The sequence below is a fragment of the Paraburkholderia sp. BR14374 genome, assembly GCF_040948685.1.
GTDB classification, from domain to species: Bacteria; Pseudomonadota; Gammaproteobacteria; order Burkholderiales; family Burkholderiaceae; genus Paraburkholderia; species Paraburkholderia youngii.
The window spans coordinates 112,029-127,557 of the sequence record NZ_JBFPKF010000001.1 but is presented as its reverse complement, the minus strand read 5'-3'; the positions used below and the strand labels follow the sequence as shown (position 1 = coordinate 127,557).

General features: G+C 65.9%; 15 protein-coding genes, 1 other RNA gene and 1 riboswitch. Of the genes, 8 read left to right on the top strand and 8 right to left on the bottom strand.

Going from position 1 to position 15,529, the window contains the following annotated elements:
• Positions 1 to 3: 3 nt before the first annotated feature.
• Positions 4 to 1,677 carry a dihydroxy-acid dehydratase gene (gene ilvD / locus AB3X86_RS00530; RefSeq protein WP_368594536.1) on the bottom strand — a complete coding sequence of 558 codons (1,674 nt, stop codon included), beginning with the start codon at positions 1,675 to 1,677 and terminating at the stop codon, positions 4 to 6.
• A gap of 158 nt (positions 1,678 to 1,835) precedes the next feature.
• Here ilvD and AB3X86_RS00525 point away from each other — a divergent pair, with 158 nt between their 5' ends.
• Positions 1,836 to 2,822: a LysR family transcriptional regulator gene (locus AB3X86_RS00525; RefSeq protein WP_368594535.1), complete on the top strand. Its 987-nt coding sequence runs from the start codon at positions 1,836 to 1,838 to the stop codon at positions 2,820 to 2,822.
• Between the two features lie 57 nt (positions 2,823 to 2,879).
• Complete coding sequence (lgt, locus tag AB3X86_RS00520) at positions 2,880 to 3,785, top strand: prolipoprotein diacylglyceryl transferase (protein ID WP_176109317.1); 906 nt, start codon at positions 2,880 to 2,882, stop codon at positions 3,783 to 3,785.
• Positions 3,786 to 3,887: 102 nt separating this feature from the next.
• Here lgt and AB3X86_RS00515 read toward each other — a convergent pair whose 3' ends face one another.
• From AB3X86_RS00515 to AB3X86_RS00495, 5 genes are all read right to left on the bottom strand, one after another.
• On the bottom strand, positions 3,888 to 4,610 hold the full coding sequence (locus AB3X86_RS00515; protein WP_368594534.1) for an SIMPL domain-containing protein: 723 nt from the start codon (positions 4,608 to 4,610) through the stop codon (positions 3,888 to 3,890).
• 257 nt (positions 4,611 to 4,867) lie between these two features.
• Complete coding sequence (locus AB3X86_RS00510) at positions 4,868 to 5,326, bottom strand: EVE domain-containing protein (RefSeq protein ID WP_368594533.1); 459 nt, start codon at positions 5,324 to 5,326, stop codon at positions 4,868 to 4,870.
• Between the two features lie 138 nt (positions 5,327 to 5,464).
• Positions 5,465 to 5,646: non-coding RNA, 6S RNA (gene ssrS, locus AB3X86_RS00505), on the bottom strand.
• Positions 5,647 to 5,723: 77 nt separating this feature from the next.
• Positions 5,724 to 6,038, bottom strand: a complete 315-nt coding sequence (locus AB3X86_RS00500) for a cell division protein ZapA (RefSeq protein ID WP_013088698.1) — start codon at positions 6,036 to 6,038, stop codon at positions 5,724 to 5,726.
• Positions 6,035 to 6,394: an ATPase gene (locus tag AB3X86_RS00495; RefSeq protein WP_176109314.1), complete on the bottom strand. Its 360-nt coding sequence runs from the start codon at positions 6,392 to 6,394 to the stop codon at positions 6,035 to 6,037. The genes AB3X86_RS00500 and AB3X86_RS00495 overlap by 4 nt, the downstream gene beginning before the upstream one ends.
• 220 nt (positions 6,395 to 6,614) lie before the next feature.
• Positions 6,615 to 6,879: riboswitch (cobalamin riboswitch) on the top strand.
• A 90-nt stretch (positions 6,880 to 6,969) separates the two neighbouring features.
• On the opposite strand from AB3X86_RS00495, the gene AB3X86_RS00490 reads away from it, so the two are divergent.
• The 6 genes from AB3X86_RS00490 (at position 6,970) to cobC (ending at position 13,378) form a co-directional block, all read left to right on the top strand.
• Positions 6,970 to 8,901, top strand: coding sequence for a TonB-dependent receptor (locus AB3X86_RS00490; RefSeq protein WP_368594532.1), 1,932 nt, complete (start codon positions 6,970 to 6,972; stop codon positions 8,899 to 8,901).
• 39 nt (positions 8,902 to 8,940) lie between these two features.
• A complete protein-coding gene (locus tag AB3X86_RS00485; RefSeq protein ID WP_368594531.1) occupies positions 8,941 to 10,005 on the top strand; it encodes a FecCD family ABC transporter permease in 1,065 nt (354 codons plus the stop codon).
• Positions 10,002 to 10,856: an ABC transporter ATP-binding protein gene (locus AB3X86_RS00480; RefSeq protein WP_368594985.1), complete on the top strand. Its 855-nt coding sequence runs from the start codon at positions 10,002 to 10,004 to the stop codon at positions 10,854 to 10,856. Before AB3X86_RS00485 ends, AB3X86_RS00480 begins: the two co-directional genes overlap by 4 nt.
• 35 nt (positions 10,857 to 10,891) lie before the next feature.
• Positions 10,892 to 11,953 (top strand): nicotinate-nucleotide--dimethylbenzimidazole phosphoribosyltransferase, encoded by a 1,062-nt coding sequence (gene cobT / locus AB3X86_RS00475; protein ID WP_368594530.1) that lies wholly within the window; start codon positions 10,892 to 10,894, stop codon positions 11,951 to 11,953.
• Between the two features lie 73 nt (positions 11,954 to 12,026).
• A complete protein-coding gene (locus tag AB3X86_RS00470) occupies positions 12,027 to 12,803 on the top strand; it encodes an adenosylcobinamide-GDP ribazoletransferase (RefSeq protein ID WP_368594529.1) in 777 nt (258 codons plus the stop codon).
• Positions 12,788 to 13,378, top strand: a complete 591-nt coding sequence (cobC, locus tag AB3X86_RS00465) for an alpha-ribazole phosphatase (protein WP_176121149.1) — start codon at positions 12,788 to 12,790, stop codon at positions 13,376 to 13,378. Before AB3X86_RS00470 ends, cobC begins: the two co-directional genes overlap by 16 nt.
• Before the next feature lie 52 nt (positions 13,379 to 13,430).
• On the opposite strand, the gene AB3X86_RS00460 is transcribed toward cobC, so the two are convergent.
• Together AB3X86_RS00460 and cobD are read right to left on the bottom strand one after the other, a co-directional pair.
• Positions 13,431 to 14,381, bottom strand: a complete 951-nt coding sequence (locus tag AB3X86_RS00460) for a cobalamin-binding protein (RefSeq protein WP_368594528.1) — start codon at positions 14,379 to 14,381, stop codon at positions 13,431 to 13,433.
• A gap of 54 nt (positions 14,382 to 14,435) precedes the next feature.
• The gene (cobD, locus tag AB3X86_RS00455; protein ID WP_368594527.1) at positions 14,436 to 15,512 is read right to left on the bottom strand and encodes a threonine-phosphate decarboxylase CobD; all 1,077 of its coding nucleotides are present in this window, start codon (positions 15,510 to 15,512) and stop codon (positions 14,436 to 14,438) included.
• Positions 15,513 to 15,529: the final 17 nt, after the last annotated feature.

Genomic DNA, 15,529 nt, shown 5'->3' with positions numbered 1-15,529 from the left:
CAATTAACCCGTCACCGCCCCTCGATTCGCCGGCAGCGCGAGCGCGAAATACTTCGCCAACACGCCGCGTGTATAACGCGGCTTCGGCGCCTGCCATGCGGCGCGGCGGCGCTGCAGCTCGGCGTCGTCGATGTTCAGTTGCAGCAGCAGCCGGTGCGCGTCGATCGTGATCGAATCGCCTTCCTGCACGAGCGCGATCGTGCCGCCGACGAACGCCTCCGGCGCGACGTGCCCGACCACCATGCCCCACGTGCCACCCGAGAAGCGGCCGTCGGTGATGAGCCCAACCGATTCGCCGAGCCCCTTGCCGATGATCGCCGAGGTCGGCGCAAGCATTTCCGGCATGCCGGGGCCGCCCTTCGGGCCCAGATAGCGCAGCACGACGACATCACCGGCGACGATCCTGTCGGCGAGGATCGCTTCGAGCGCGCTCTGCTCGTCGTCGAATACGCGCGCCGGACCCGTGATGACCGGGTTTTTCAGCCCGGTGATCTTGGCGACCGCGCCGTCTTCGGCGAGATTGCCCTTCAGGATCGCGAGATGGCCTTCGGCGTACAGCGCGTGGTCGATGGGGAAGATCACCTGCTGATCGCTGCGCGGTTTGCTGGGTACGTCCTTCAGCTCCTCGGCGAGCGTTTTGCCGGTGATAGTCATGCAATCGCCGTGCAGAAGCCCGGCGTCGAGCAGGATCTTCAGCACCTGCGGAATGCCGCCCGCCTTGTGCAGATCGGTGGCGACATACTGGCCCGACGGTTTCAGGTTGCAGATCACCGGCACTTTCTTGCGCATGCGCTCGAAGTCCTCGATCGTCCATTCGACCTCGGCCGCGTGCGCGATCGCCAGATAGTGCAGCACCGCGTTGGTCGAGCCGCCGGTCGCCATGATCAGGGCAACCGCGTTTTCGATCGACTGCTTCGTGATGATGTCGCGCGGCTTCAGATCCTTTTTCACCGCTTCGACGAGCACGCGCGCCGATTCGGCGGCCGAGTGGACCTTCTCCTGGTCGGGATTCGCCATCGTCGACGAATACAGCAGCGACATGCCGAGCGCCTCGAACGACGAGCTCATCGTATTGGCCGTGTACATGCCGCCGCACGAACCGGTCGACGGACACGCGTTCTTCTCGATGCCCTCGAAATCCTCCTGCGACATGCGGCCCGCCGTGAATTCGCCGACCGCCTCGAACGACGACACGATCGTCAGATCGGTGCCTTTCCAGTTGCCCGGCCGGATCGTGCCGCCATACACGTAGATGCCCGGCACGTTCATGCGCGCGAGGCCGATCATGCCGCCAGGCATGTTCTTGTCGCAGCCGCCGATCACGACCACGCCGTCCATCCATTGACCCTGCACGCAGGTCTCGATGCAGTCGGCGATCACCTCGCGCGACACCAGCGAGTACTTCATGCCTTCGGTGCCCATCGACATGCCGTCCGAGATGGTCGGCGTGCCGAAGGTCTGCGGATTCGCGTCGGCGCGCTTGATCGCGGTGACGGCCGCGTCGGCCAGACGCTGCAGGCCCGCGTTGCACGGCGTGATCGTCGAGTGGCCGTTGGCGACGCCGATCATCGGTTTGTCGAAATCCTCCTTCTGGTACCCGAGCGCGTAGTACATCGAGCGATTCGGGGAACGCGCGATGCCTTGCGTGATGTTCTTCGAACGACGGTTGTAGGCCATGGGGAGCTCCAGATCTGGCTGTTCTGTTGAGTGCGCACGCGGCGCCCGCGCGCGCATCCGTTCAGTGTAGTTCCGCCAGACCGCGCGAACAGGCGGTTTTGCGTGGCCCGCGTCGCATGTATTATTCGCGGCTGTTCAGGTCGTAAATTATATTAATCATGCTGCCGACGATTCCTGATCTGCGCCAGTTGCGCTATTTCGTCACCGTCGCCGAAGAAAAGCACTTCGGGCGCGCAGCCGCGCGTTTGTCGATGACGCAGCCGCCGCTGTCGCAGGCGATCCGCGCGCTCGAAGAGACGCTCGGCGTCGAGCTGTTCGCGCGCACCAAGCGCTCGGTGGAGCTGACCGCGGTCGGCGCCGATCTGCTGCCGGAGGTGCAGCGGCTGCTCGCGGCGGCGGAAGGTTTAAGACCGCTCGCGCAGAGCCTCGCGCGCGGCGAGGCGGGCGTGCTGTCGCTCGCGTTCGTGTCGACCGCGGATTACGGCCTGCTGCCGCTGCTGCTGCGCGATTTCGGCGCGCGGCATCCGCGCGTGCGGCTCGAGCTGACCGAGGCGACCAGCGACGTGCAGGTCGAGGAACTGGTGGCTGGGCGTATCGACGCGGGTCTGGTGATCGCGCCGCTGCCGTCGCGGCATGCATCGCAGCTGTCGTGGCTGCCGATCGCGCGCGAGCCGCTCGTGATCGCGATGTCGACGGAGATGGCGCGAGGCTTGCAAGGCAGCGTGAACAAAAACGGCAAGGGCAAGCCAAATGAAGACCCCGCCGCCGAATGGCTCGACACGCCCGTCAGCTTGCGCGATCTCGGCGACGCGCCGCTCGTGATCTTCCCGAGACGTCTCGCGCCAGGCTTTTATGACATCATTATGGATTGCTACGGCGTCGCGGGGCTCGCGCCGCGGATCGGCCAGGAGGCGATCCAGATGCAGACCATCGTGAGTCTCGTGTCGGCCGGCATGGGCGTCGCACTGGTGCCGCAATCGTTGCGTAACCTGCGGCGCACGGGCGTCGTGTACCGGCCGTTGTCCGAGTCGGTGCCCGCGATCGAAACGGGGCTCGTCTGGCGTACCGACGAGGTCAGCCCGGTGCTGGCGGGCTTCATCGACATCGTGCGCGCGCATGCGGCGAGCGTGGCCTTGCGCGTCTAGATCCCGCTTCTGATCCTGTAAAACTGCTTTCGAACCTGAACTGCCCATAACTACACGATGCTCATTCACCCGAATTTCGACCCTGTCGCCATCCATCTGGGGCCGCTCGCCGTGCGCTGGTATGGCTTGATGTACCTCGTCGCGTTCGTCGCGGCGATCGTGGTCGCCCGGCTGCGGCTGCGGCTGCCGTACGTCGCCGCGCAAGGCTGGACCGCGAAAGACATCGACGACATGCTGTTCTTCGGCGTGCTTGGCACGATCCTCGGCGGCCGGCTCGGCTATGTGCTGTTCTACAAGGCCAGCTTCTACTTCGCGCATCCGCTCGACATCTTCAAGGTGTGGGAAGGCGGTATGTCGTTTCACGGCGGCTTTCTCGGCGTCACCATTGCGATGATGCTGTTCGCGTATCAGCGCAAGCGCTCGTGGCTGCAGGTCACCGACTTCGTCGCGCCGATGGTGCCCACGGGCCTCGCGGCGGGGCGGCTCGGCAACTTCATCAACGGCGAGCTGTGGGGTCGCGTGACCGATCCGGCCGCGCCGTGGGCGATGCTGTTCCCCGGCGCCGCGCCTGACGACGCCAGCTGGCTCGCCGCGCATCCGCAATTGGCCGCGCAATGGCATCTGAACGAAGTGTTTGCGCAATATCACATGCTGCCGCGGCATCCGTCGGAGCTGTACGAGATCGCGCTCGAAGGCGTGGCGCTGTTTTTCGTGCTGATTTTCTTCTCGCGCAAGCCGAAGCCGCTCGGCGCGATCTCCGCGATGTTCCTGATCGGCTACGGCCTCGCGCGCTTCACGGTCGAATTCGCGCGCGAGCCGGACGATTTCCTCGGCCTGCTCGCGATGGGGCTGTCGATGGGTCAATGGCTGTCGCTGCCGATGATCCTCGCGGGCATCGGCCTGATGGTGTGGGCGTATCGCCGTGGGCGGCGCGAGCCGGCACAGGCGGTTGGCGCGAACTGAGCGACGCCAGGCTCGCGTAGCGAGCGCTGCATGAAAAAACGCCACGGCTTCGATGGATGCCGTGGCGTTTCTCTTTGATGCGCTGGCGTTCGCGCGTGCGCGTCACTTCATCTGCACCGACCCCGACACGTTGACCGTCACCGTCGAGGTGCCGCCTTCGAGCGGCATCGGCGCGCTCTTCGCGTCGGCGCCCATCGTGCGTGCGCTCATCATCATCGGACGCGGCATCACGCCGCTGTGATTCACGTTGACCTCGCGGATCGAATAGCCGCTAAAGCCGAACGCCTGCGACGATGCCGCGGCCTGCTCGCGAAACGATTTGATCGCCTCGCCGCTGAGCCGCTGTTCGGCGGCGCGCTGCGCTTCCGGCGACAGCGAGAAACGCACGTTGCCCACCTGCATGATCGATGCCATCTGTCCGGCGAGCTTCGAAGCCGCGGCGAAGTCGCGCGATTCGAGCACGACTTCCGTGCGGCCGCGCCACGCCGAGATGCGTCCGTCACGGTCCGTCGACGGGAAGATCGAGAACGCACCCGAGCGCGCGGTTACGCCGGCGACGCCGCGCGCCTTCTGCAATGCCGCGTCGGCACGTTGGTTCAGCGTCGCCGTCAACGCCGACGGCTCGCTCGCTTCCTGCTCGTAAAACAGCGTGATTTCGACTTCGTCCTGCGGGACTTCCGCGCTCGCCTGCGCGTTCAGCGACAACACGCCCGAGGGCTGCGGCATCATGGTTTGTGCGCGAGCGGGCGCTGGGTTCAGCGCGAGCGCCACAGGCGCGCCAAAGGCGAGCGCGAGTGCGAGAGCCCGTGCGGTTTTTGTCGTCATGGCTGGAATCCTTGTTTGACTAGGTTGTGCACGTTCGACGCGTGCGCCGCGTGATGACGCGATGGTGGCGCGCGGTTTGACGGATGCGCTGGCGAATGGATCGGGGGTGCCGTTGAGCGGTTGATTCGAGCTCGCGCGTTCGTCGACCGATTAGGCGCGTTTTACCGACGCTTGGTTCCCCAATTAGTACTTCGCCGCCGCATCGGAAATGATCGCCCGGACGCGATCACGACACGCGCCGCGTCGCGCATTTGCCCTTAAACCAGCTGTTTAGTAATGAAGCGCCATTCGGCGTCGGTCACCGGTGTGATCGACAGACGGTTGCCTTTGGCGAGCACGCGCATGTCCTGCAATTCGGCATGCTCGCGCAGCGCGGCCAGCGGAATCAGCGCGATTTTCTTCTTGAACACGACGTCGACGAGCATCCAGCGCGGCGTTTCCGGCGACGATTTCGGGTCGTAGTACGGACTCTTTTTATCGAACTGCGTCGGGTCCGGATACGCGGTCGACGAGACTTCCGCGATGCCCGCGATGCCGGGCTCCGGACAGCTCGAATGATAGAAGAGCACGCCGTCGCCGACCTGCATCACGTCGCGCATGAAGTTGCGCGCCTGATAGTTGCGCACGCCGGTCCACGGCAAGGTGCGATGCGGTGCGTTGGCGAGGTCGTCGATGCTTGCTTCGTCCGGTTCGGACTTCATCAGCCAGTAGCGCATGAATCGGAGTGAGCGTGTGAGATTGAACGAGGCGCCAACAACAGGCGCGTGCGGAAAGCCCCTGAAACAGGCACTCAAACGAAAGAACGACGACCAAAGAAAAACGGCATCGAACCGAAGTCCGATGCCGTTCCAGATAAGGTCCCCGCCTTAGCCGCTAGGCCGGCATCCTGAACCGAGGGTTCAGAATTGGTCGCAGTTAGCAACACTTCGGGTACATCAGACAGAGTGACGCGCACACCCGTGCTACAAATTTCCGCAACCGTGCACATGGCATTGGTTCAAGGAATATATGACCTTGGCGAACCAGGCAGGGAAGCTAAACGATGAAGCTACAACACAAACTGTTGAACAAGCGACCGGTTCGAAACCGGCCCGCTATTGAGTCAACTACTGCTTACTGCATGCTGTACTGCTCAATCACAGTACCTAGCTGTTCGTTCATTTGCTGCATTGTACGCCGGATTTCTTCAGCAGGAAATGCTTCTCCGTGTCGCACACTGCTTTGCAGCTTAAGCAGTTCCGATGCCAGCGACAGTGCCGCCATCACCGCGATGCGATCGGTGCCGCGCACATTGCTGCCGCTGCGGATTTTCTTCATCTCGGCGTCGACGCGCGCGACCGCCTCGAGCAGCGCGCCTTCCGTTTCGGGCGAACAGGCGAGACGGTAGGGTACTTCCAGAATCGATACTTCGATCTGCTTGGTGGTCATGCGCTTTCTCCGTGTCGGCTCACGTCGCCTTCCGCTTCCTCGTGTTCGGGCTGGGCGGACTCGAGCAGATCGAGCTGGTTATCCGGTTCGCTGCTTGCGCGTGCGCGCGGCAATTTTTCGAGAATCGCATTCAGGCGCACCTGAGCGTCGTCGATCTTGGCGGACAGCGCGTCGCGTTCAGCTTGCAGTGCGTCGCGCTCGGCACGCAATTGCGCGAGTTCGGTGTGCGTGGCTTGTACTTCGGCACGCGTTTGCGCGAGCTGCTCTTCGAGCGCGATCCGCGCTTCGTTGTGGCGCTTGCTGATCGCAATCAGCTTGCCGATGTTCTGGGAGAGTGATTCGAGTTCGGTGAGCATGTGCTGCGTCCTCTAAAGACATCGCATTTTAGCGCGGAATATTACAGGTTCCGACAATTGTCTCGTTTCGAGACGTAACAGCATCGCTTCATGCAAGTTCGTTGCGAGTCGTGTCGTCGACCATAAGATCAAACACCGGCAATCCATCGGACAATAACCTGCATTCGACAGAACGGATCGCGCTCCGGTTGGCCTTTCTTGACGCCCCGCGAAGCCGCTCCTACACTTCCCGCACTCTGGTGCCCGCGCGCGCTTTTCGGCGCGCGCAGTTAAACGGGAAGCAGGGCGCGCGCGGTGCCAAACCGGATGCGCGAACCTGCGCTGCCCCCGCAACGGTAAACGACCGCATGTGATGTGCTCATGCAGGTCGGTCCTTGTCGCACGGTTGGAAGTTCAATCTGCGAGTGTGCCACTGCGCGTCACGCGTGGGAAGGCGGGATCGATGTGTCGTAGCCCGGATACCGGCCAGAAAAGAGGGACGTCCCCCGCGAAAACGTTAAACATGGGGGACGCCTCGTGACGCGTCGGCCTGCGGGGAAGCAGGCCGCGCATGCCATCCACAGGAATGTCATCCCATGTTGTCCCCCATCGCCCGCGCGACGCTGCTCGCGTTCGCGAGCCTGCCGCTCGTCGCGCATGCGCAAAGCGCCGAGCCTGTGCCTTCATCGTCAGCTGCGGATGCAAACACCGCGAACGCCCTAAACGTTGCCGATGCGGCCAATCCCACTTCCGCCGATGCATCGGGCAACGTGCTGTCGCCGATCGTCGTGACCGCACAACGCGGAGCGCAAGCGTTGCGCGACGCGATCCCGCAGACCACGCAGTTCGATCAGCAGGATATCGCCGACACGACCGCGACCGATCTGCCCGGCCTGCTGCGACTCGCGCCCGGCGCGCAAATTTCGCGCACGGGTGGCCCCGGTTCGACCACGAGCCTCTTTCTGCGCGGCGCGTCGTCGACGCAATCGCTGCTGCTGATCGACGGCGTGCGCGTCGATTCGGTGAGTCTCGGCTCCGCTCAGCTCGCACAGATTCCGCTCGACCAGGTCGATCACGTCGAAGTCGTGAACGGCAACGTGTCGGCGTTGTACGGCTCGGGCGCGATCGGCGGTGTCGTGCAGGTGTTCACGAAAGACGGCGGCGATCATCCGCCGCGCTTCAATTTTTCGCTCGGCTACGGCAGCTATCACACGCAGATGCAAACGGCCGGCGTGAACGGCGCGCTCGATCAGGACGGCCGCACGACCTTCAACATCTCGCTAGCGCGCACGAAGAGCGACGGCTTTTCGTCGCTCGATCCGCTCGAGGCGCCGGGCGCGAATCCGAACGCGAACGGCAATCTGAACGAGAGCATCAGCGCGTCGCTGCGCCATGAGTTCACCGACAAGTGGGATGCGGGCGTCAGCTACTTCCAGTCGAACAACAACAACAGCTACGACAATGCGTACGGCGTGCCAACCGATCTGAACAACCTCTATAGCAAGGTGCGTCAGGTATCGGTGTTTGCGAACGGCAAGCTGACCGACTGGTGGACCACCCACTTCACGCTCGCCGAGGGCGACGACCGCAGCGTATCGAACACCAATGGCATCTACAACGACCGCTTCGATACCGACAATCGCCAGTACACGTGGCAGAACGATTTCGCGCTCGCCGCGAACCAGAAGCTGCAATTCGGCTACGAGCATCTCGACCAGACTCTCGACTCCGACACGTTCGCCGCGCCCGACCGTCACGTCGATTCGGTCTTCGCCGGCTACAGCGCACGCTTCGGCCGCAACCAGATTCAGGCCAACGTACGCCGCGACCAGTACTCCGATTTCGGCGGAGCGAACAGTTACTATCTCGGCTACGGTTTCGACATCACGTCGCACTGGAAGGTAACCGCAAGCTATTCCGATGCGTTCCGCGCGCCGAGCTTCGACGATCTGTACTATCCGATCAGCGGCAACCCGTCGATCCAGCCCGAGCGCAGTCACTCGGTCGAAGCCGGTTTGCAGTACGCGACCGATGCGCTCGGCGTGATGCGTCTGAACGCATTCCAGACGCGCTATACGAATCTGATCGACTACGTGCAGACGATCCCCGGCATCTATCTCGCGGAGAACGTCGGCCATGCGAAGGTGCAGGGACTCGAAGGATCGTGGAGCGGTCATGTCGGCAAGACCGACGTACGCGCGACATTGACGCTGCAGAACCCGGTCGATCTCGACAGCGGTACCGACCTCGTGCGACGCGCGCGACGCTTCGGGTCGTTCGCGGCGAATCGCAGCATCGGTGGATGGCGGGTTGGGGGCGAGTGGATCGTCAGCGGTCCGCGTCCAGACAGCACCGGCAAGCTCGGCGGTTATGGCATCGTGAATCTATCGGCGCGCTACAACATCACGAAGGCGTGGTACGTCAGCGCGCAAATCGACAATCTGTTCAACAAGGACTATGAGACGGCCTACTCGTATAACTCGCCGCGACGCGGTGCGTATGTCATGCTCGGCTGGCAGCAGCAGTGACGCGCGCGCCGGGTTGGCCGCATGCGTGAGCGCACGCGGATGAGTCGCGCGTCCGGTTCGCTGTCCGCCGCGATGGCAACGCCGCGCCCGATGAACGCGAAACGCGCGGCCGCGATCTGGCTCGGGCTCGCGCTCGCCGCCGTCGCGCTGCTCGGCGCGTCGCTGGTGCTCGGCAGCGTGCCGCTCGCGCCGTCGCGCGTGCTTGCGGCGCTCGTGCCAACGCACACGTTCGGCGCCACGGGCAGCGACGATCTCACCGGCGAAATCGTGCGCACGTTGCGATTGCCGCGCGCGCTCGCGGGCTTCGCGTGCGGCGCGTTGCTCGCGCTCGCCGGCGCGCTGCTGCAGGTGCTGCTGCGCAATCCGCTGGCCGAGCCGTACGTGCTCGGCGTGTCGGGCGGCGCGGCCAGCTTCGCGCTGGTCGCGATGATCGCGGGCGGCGCATGGTGGATCGTCGATGCGAGCGCGTTCGCGGGTGCGTTCGTGTCGATCCTGCTGGTGCTCGGACTCGCGCGTCGCGAACTGTGGCGCGGCGAGCCGCAGGACACGTCGCCGCGCTTGCTGCTGACCGGCGCGGTGATCGCGGCCGGGTGGGGCGCGATGATTACGCTGCTGCTCAATCTCGCGCCCGATAGCCGTCTGCGCGGCATGCTGTTCTGGCTGACCGGCGACCTCAATGGCGGCGCGCTGCCGTGGACCGCGCTGATCGCGCTCGCGCTCGTGTTGCTCGCGATCGTGCCAGCCGCGCCGCGTCTGAACGTGCTGCTGCGCGGCGACGCAGCCGCGCAAGCGCTCGGCGTCGCGGTAATGCCACTGCGTTTGCGCGTGTACCTGGTCGCGTCGCTGGCGGCGGCCGTGGCGGTGACGACCGCGGGCACGATCGGCTTCGTCGGTCTCGTCGTGCCGCATATGCTGCGGCTCGCGTTCGGCAACGACCAGCGCATGCTGCTGCCGGCCGCTGCACTCGGCGGCGGTGTCGCGGTGATGGGCGCGGATCTGATCGCGCGGACCGTGATTGCGCCCGCGCAATTGCCGGTCGGCGTGATCACGTCGCTGGTCGGCGTGCCGGTGTTCCTTTGGATGCTGCTCAAACGCCGCCGATGATGCAAGCCGAACCCAGCCCCACCTCTTCGATGCTGAGCACGCAGCGCCTGACACTGCGCGCCGGCGCGCGCACCTTGCTCGACGCGTTCACGCACACCTTCAATGCGGGCGAAGTCTGGTGTATCGCCGGGCCGAACGGCGCGGGCAAGACCACCTTGCTGTCGACGCTGGCGGGCCTGTTGCATCCGGCGGCGGGCCATGTCGAACTCGATGGCGTGCGCGTGGCCGACTGGCAGCCTCTGCCGCTCGCACGGCGCCGCGCGCTGATGCCGCAAAGCGCGGCCGATGCGTTCAATGCCAGCGTGCTCGACATCGTGCTGCTGAATCGCTTCCCGCATCTGGGCGGTTGGGGCTGGGAGCGCGATGAAGATCGCGCGGCTGCACAGGCGGCGCTCGAATCGCTCGGCCTTGCGGGCTTTGCGGCGCGCGACGTGCTGTCACTATCGGGCGGCGAGCGTCAGCGCGTCGCGCTCGCGGCAGTGCTGTGCCAGGACGCGCCGCTGTTGCTGCTCGACGAACCGTTGTCGCATCTCGACCTGCATCACCAGATCGACTGCCTCGAAGCGCTCGTTGCATGGACGCGCGAGCCGGGACGCAGCATGCCGCGCAGTGTGCTGTTTTCCTGCCACGACCTGAACCTCGCGCGCCGCTTCTCGACGCACGCGTTGCTGCTCGACGGCGCGGGCGGCGCGTATGCGGGCCCGGTGCGCGACGTGCTGACGCCCGCGTTGACGAGCCGCGCGTTCGGCTATCCGCTGATTCTGATTCGCGATGGCGAGCACGAGGCGCTGATTCCCGCGCCGCGCGCGCGTCATGAATCGCCTCCCGGTCATGACGAACAGTCAGGCTGACTATTAATCCCCTATACCTTGTTTCGATCACACCTATGACTCGCATCCCACTCCCGGCCGGTTTGCCCGAAGTCGCGCCGCTCGATCAGACGCTGCGCGCCGAGCTGCAACGGATCATCGATACGCGCACCAAACCGCCCGGCAGCCTCGGCCGGCTCGAAACGCTCGCACGGCAGATGGGCCTGATCCAGCGCAGTACGCGTCCCAGCGTGCAGCGTCCCGCGATGATCGTGTTCGCGGGCGATCACGGTATCGCCGCCGAAGGCGTGAGCCCGTATCCGCAAGCGGTGACCGCGCAGATGGTCGCGAACTTCATCGCGGGCGGCGCGGCGATCAATGCGCTCAGCCGCGTCGCCGGTCTCGAACTCGAAGTGGTCAACGCGGGCATCGCGACGCCGCTGCCGTCCACCGACGGAGTCGTCGACATTCCGGTCGGGCCCGGCACGCGCAACTTCGCGCACGAAGCCGCGATGACGCAGGCCGAAACGCTCGCCGCGATGCAGGCAGGCGCCGCGCGCGTGCGTCATCACGCGGCGCTCGGCACGAACGTGATCGGCTTCGGCGAGATGGGCATCGCGAACACGTCGGCGGCCGCCTGTCTGATGAGCCGCCTGTGCGGCGTGCCAATCGACGACTGCGTCGGCCGTGGCACCGGTCTCGACAATGCCGGGCTCGCGAAGAAGCGCAACGTGCTCGCGGCGGCGCTCGCGTGTCATGCGGACGCCACCGCGCCGCTCGACGTGCTCGCGACCTTCGGCGGCTTCGAGATCGCGATGATGACGGGCGCATTTATGGCGGCCGCCGAGGCGCGCATGACGATCCTCGTGGATGGCTTCATCGCGACGTCGGCGCTGCTGGTCGCCGATGCGCTGTCGCCCGCCGTGCGCGAGTACTGCGTGTTCGCGCATGCGTCGAACGAGGCCGGCCATCGGCGCATGCTCGATCATTTCGGCGCGCAGCCGCTGCTGTCGCTCGACATGCGGCTCGGCGAGGGCACGGGCGCCGCGCTCGCGGTGCCGCTGCTGCGCGCGGCGGCGGCCTTCGTCAACGAGATGGCCAGCTTCGATTCCGCGGGCGTCGCGGATCGCGAACCGTGACGCGCTCGAACCCACGCTTCGCGGCAACGCGAAGCTCGGCCCGCATCGCAGCGAACATGCACTCGACACGTCCATGAACCCGCTCGCGGAGCTGCGCTATTTCTTCACGGCGCTCGGTTACTTCACGCGCGTGCCGGTGCCGCGCTGGGTCGGCTACGAGCCGCATTATCTGAACGCGGCGGCGCGCTATTTTCCGCTCGTCGGCGTGCTGGTCGGCGGCTTCAGCGCGCTCGTCTATCTGGCCGCGCTGCGCGTGTTTCCGGCGGGCGTCGCGGTGCTGCTGTCGATGGCCGCGTCGCTGCTCGTGACGGGCGCGTTCCACGAGGACGGTCTAGCCGATTGCGTCGATGCGTTCGGTGGCGCCTATACGCGCGACGATGCATTGCGCATCATGCACGACTCGCGCATCGGTGCTTTCGGTGCCATCGCGCTCGTGATCGCGTTGGCGATCAAGTGGCAAACGCTCGCCGCGTTGCCGCCGCTTTCCGCCGCAAGTCTGATGGTTGCGGCGCATGGCGCGAGCCGCGCGTGCGCGATCAGTTATCTGTCCACGCTCGACTATGTGCGCGCCGCGGGCAAAGCGAAGCCGGTCGCGCAGCGTCTGAGCGGGCTGGCGCTCCTGTGCGCCGCGCTGTTCGGGCTGCCGTGGCTGCTGTGGCCGAACGGCCCCGGCGCGCCCGACTTTCGTTTCGCCGCGCTCACGTGTGTCGTGCTGTTGGCGCTGCGCTTCGCGATGGGCCGTTATTTCGTCAGACGCATCGGCGGCTATACCGGTGACTGTCTCGGCTTCGCGCAGCAAATCTTCGAATTGAGCATCTATCTGGTGGGGCTTGCATGGATATCGTCCTGATTCGACATCCCGCTGTCGCGCTCGAGGCGGGGGTTTGTTACGGCCATAGTGATGTCGCGTTGGCGGAAAGCGCCGAGGTCACGTCCAATGCGTTGGCGGTCAAGCTCGCGAGCTTGCAGGTGCCGGCGCCGCGCGTGCTGATCACGAGTCCGCTCACGCGCTGCGCCGCGCTCGCGAATGAGATCGCCAACGACTTCGGCTGCGTGGTCAGTCACGACGAGCGTCTGAAGGAGATGGACTTCGGCGAATGGGAAGCGCAGCGCTGGGATACGATCGATCGCGCCCAGCTCGACGACTGGGCCGCCAATTTCGAGCATGCGCGCGCGCATGGCGGCGAGAGCGTCGCGCAATTCGTCGCGCGCGTGCGAGCGTGGTTCGATGCGTTCGCGCTGACGCGCGAGCTCTCGCCCGCGTACGTGGTCACGCACGCGGGGGTGATGCGCGCGATCGCTTCGTGGGTGCTGGAGGTGCCGCTCGCGCGTTGCCTGCAGTGGTCGCTCGATATGGCCGGGATCGTCTGGTTGCGGCGTAACGACGAGACGCTGCAGTGGTCGCTGGTGCGATGGAATGCGTGACCCGCGTGGTCATGCGGAGAACTGAGCGTTTTTTTGCGCGACCCGCGGCGCGTCATGGCGCGGGTTTGTTTGCGCGCGAGCGCGCCATTTCGAGGTCCTCGCACAGTTGCCGCGCGCCTTGCGCGATGCGCGGCGCGGGGCGATTGATCAGATCGCCGTCGATCGCAAACAGGTTGTCGTTCGCGACGGCCGCGAGACGCGGCCACGCGCGCCATGCGTCGAGTTGCGGCAGCGTCGTGTCGGGCTGCGTCGCGCCGGGCGCCGCCGTGACGATCGCCTGCGGATTCGCCGCGAGCACCGCTTCGGTCGATACGGTCGGCACGAGCGGCTGCAAGTCCGCGAACACGTTGCGGCCGCCGCATAGCGTGATCACGTCGCTGATCATGTGCTCGCCGTTGAGCGTCATCAGCGGCCGGTCCCATACCTGATAAAACACGCTGACTACGGGGCGATTCGCATACCGCGCGCGCAGGCGGCCGATGTCGTCGCGATAGGCGGCCGCCGCCGCGTCCGCGCTCGCGGAGGTGCCTAGCAGCCGGCCGAGCTTCGTCAGCGACACGGCGATGTCGTCGAGACGGCGCGGCTCGCTGAAAAAGAGCGGCACGTGCAGCTCGCGCAAGCGCTCGAGCTGACGCTGCGCATTGCCATGCCGCCACACGACGATCAAATCCGGTTTCAGCGCGACGATGCGTTCGAGGTCGAGCGCCTTGTTGTCGCCGACGCGTGGCAGTTGTTTCGCTTCGGGCGGATAGTCGCTGTACGACACCGCGCCGACAATCTTCGGGCCGCCGCCCGCGGCGTACAGCAATTCGGTCACGTGCGGGGCGAGGCTGATCACGCGCTGCGCGGGCGCGGCGAGCGTGACGGTCGCGCCGCTGTCGTCGGTGACGATGATCGCGGCGTGCGCGCTCAGCGCAGTTAGAGCGAGCGCTGCGGCGCTGAACCAAGGGATGAAGTGGCGCGCGGGCGCGGCAAAGCGAGCGGCGCGAGTGAAGCGGGTCATCGGGCGAGGGCGGGTCACGAAGCGTTGAACGGCTGGGGTGCGAAGGACGGTGCGCTAACTCGAGCGCGCGGTATCGATCGAATCAACCGCCTGTTGAAGCAGTTGTTCGAAGCGGGTCCATTCGGCTTCATCGCCCGGCAGCCCGAAGCGCACGCTGGCCGATGGCACTAGGGGCGATGGCGGAAAAAGACGCGTCCACACGCCGCGCCGCGCGAGCGCTTCATGCAATGCGGCGGCGCGCGCATCGTCGGTCCATGCGAAAAGCGGCGTGCCGCGAGTCGCGAAACCGTGCGCATGCAACAGTCCGGCAAGCCGTGCACTTTCGCCGATCAGCCGCTCACGCATCCGCGTTTGCCACGCGGCATCGGCGAGGGCGGCGCTCACCGCATGACGCGCGGGACCGCTGACCGTCCACGCGCCCAATCTGTCGCGCAACGCGGCGAGCAAGGCGGGCGCGCCCAGTACGAAGCCGGCGCGCACACCCGCGAGCCCGAAGAACTTGCCGGGCGAGCGCAACACGACGAGCCCGTCCCGCTGCGTATGCGCCGCCAGCGACGCGACGCGCGCGGCCGGCAGCGTATCGGCGAACGCCTCGTCGACCAGCAGCGTGCCGCCGCGTTCGCGCAGCTGCGCATGCCAGTGCAGCAGCCTCGCGGCATCGAGATGCGTAGCCGTCGGATTGTTGGGATTGACGATCACGACATGCGTGAGCGCGGCGGGCAGCGCGTCGAGCTGCACGTCGAGCGGCGCGACCTCGTGTCCGGCACGCGCGAACGCGGGCGCGTACTCGCCGTAGGTCAGCGGCGCGATGCCGAGCGTCGCGCGCGGCAGCAGCGCGGGCAGCGCGCGAATCGCCGCCTGGCTGCCGGCCACCGGCAGCACATGCGCGGCATCGGGTGCGCCGTAGTAGCGCGCGGCCCGTTCGGCGAAGCCGTCGCCTTCGTCGGGCAAACGACGCCACGCGTCGGCGGGCAACGGCGGCACCGGATAGCCGTGCGGATTGATGCCGGTGGACAGATCGAGCCACTGTGCGTACGGAATGCCGTAGCGCGCCGCCGCTTCGTGCAGGTTGCCGCCGTGTGCGATCGGATCGCCTGCGGCGTGTTCGCGCGCTTGTCTCCGGTCGGTCATGCGCTCATCCCATCGCT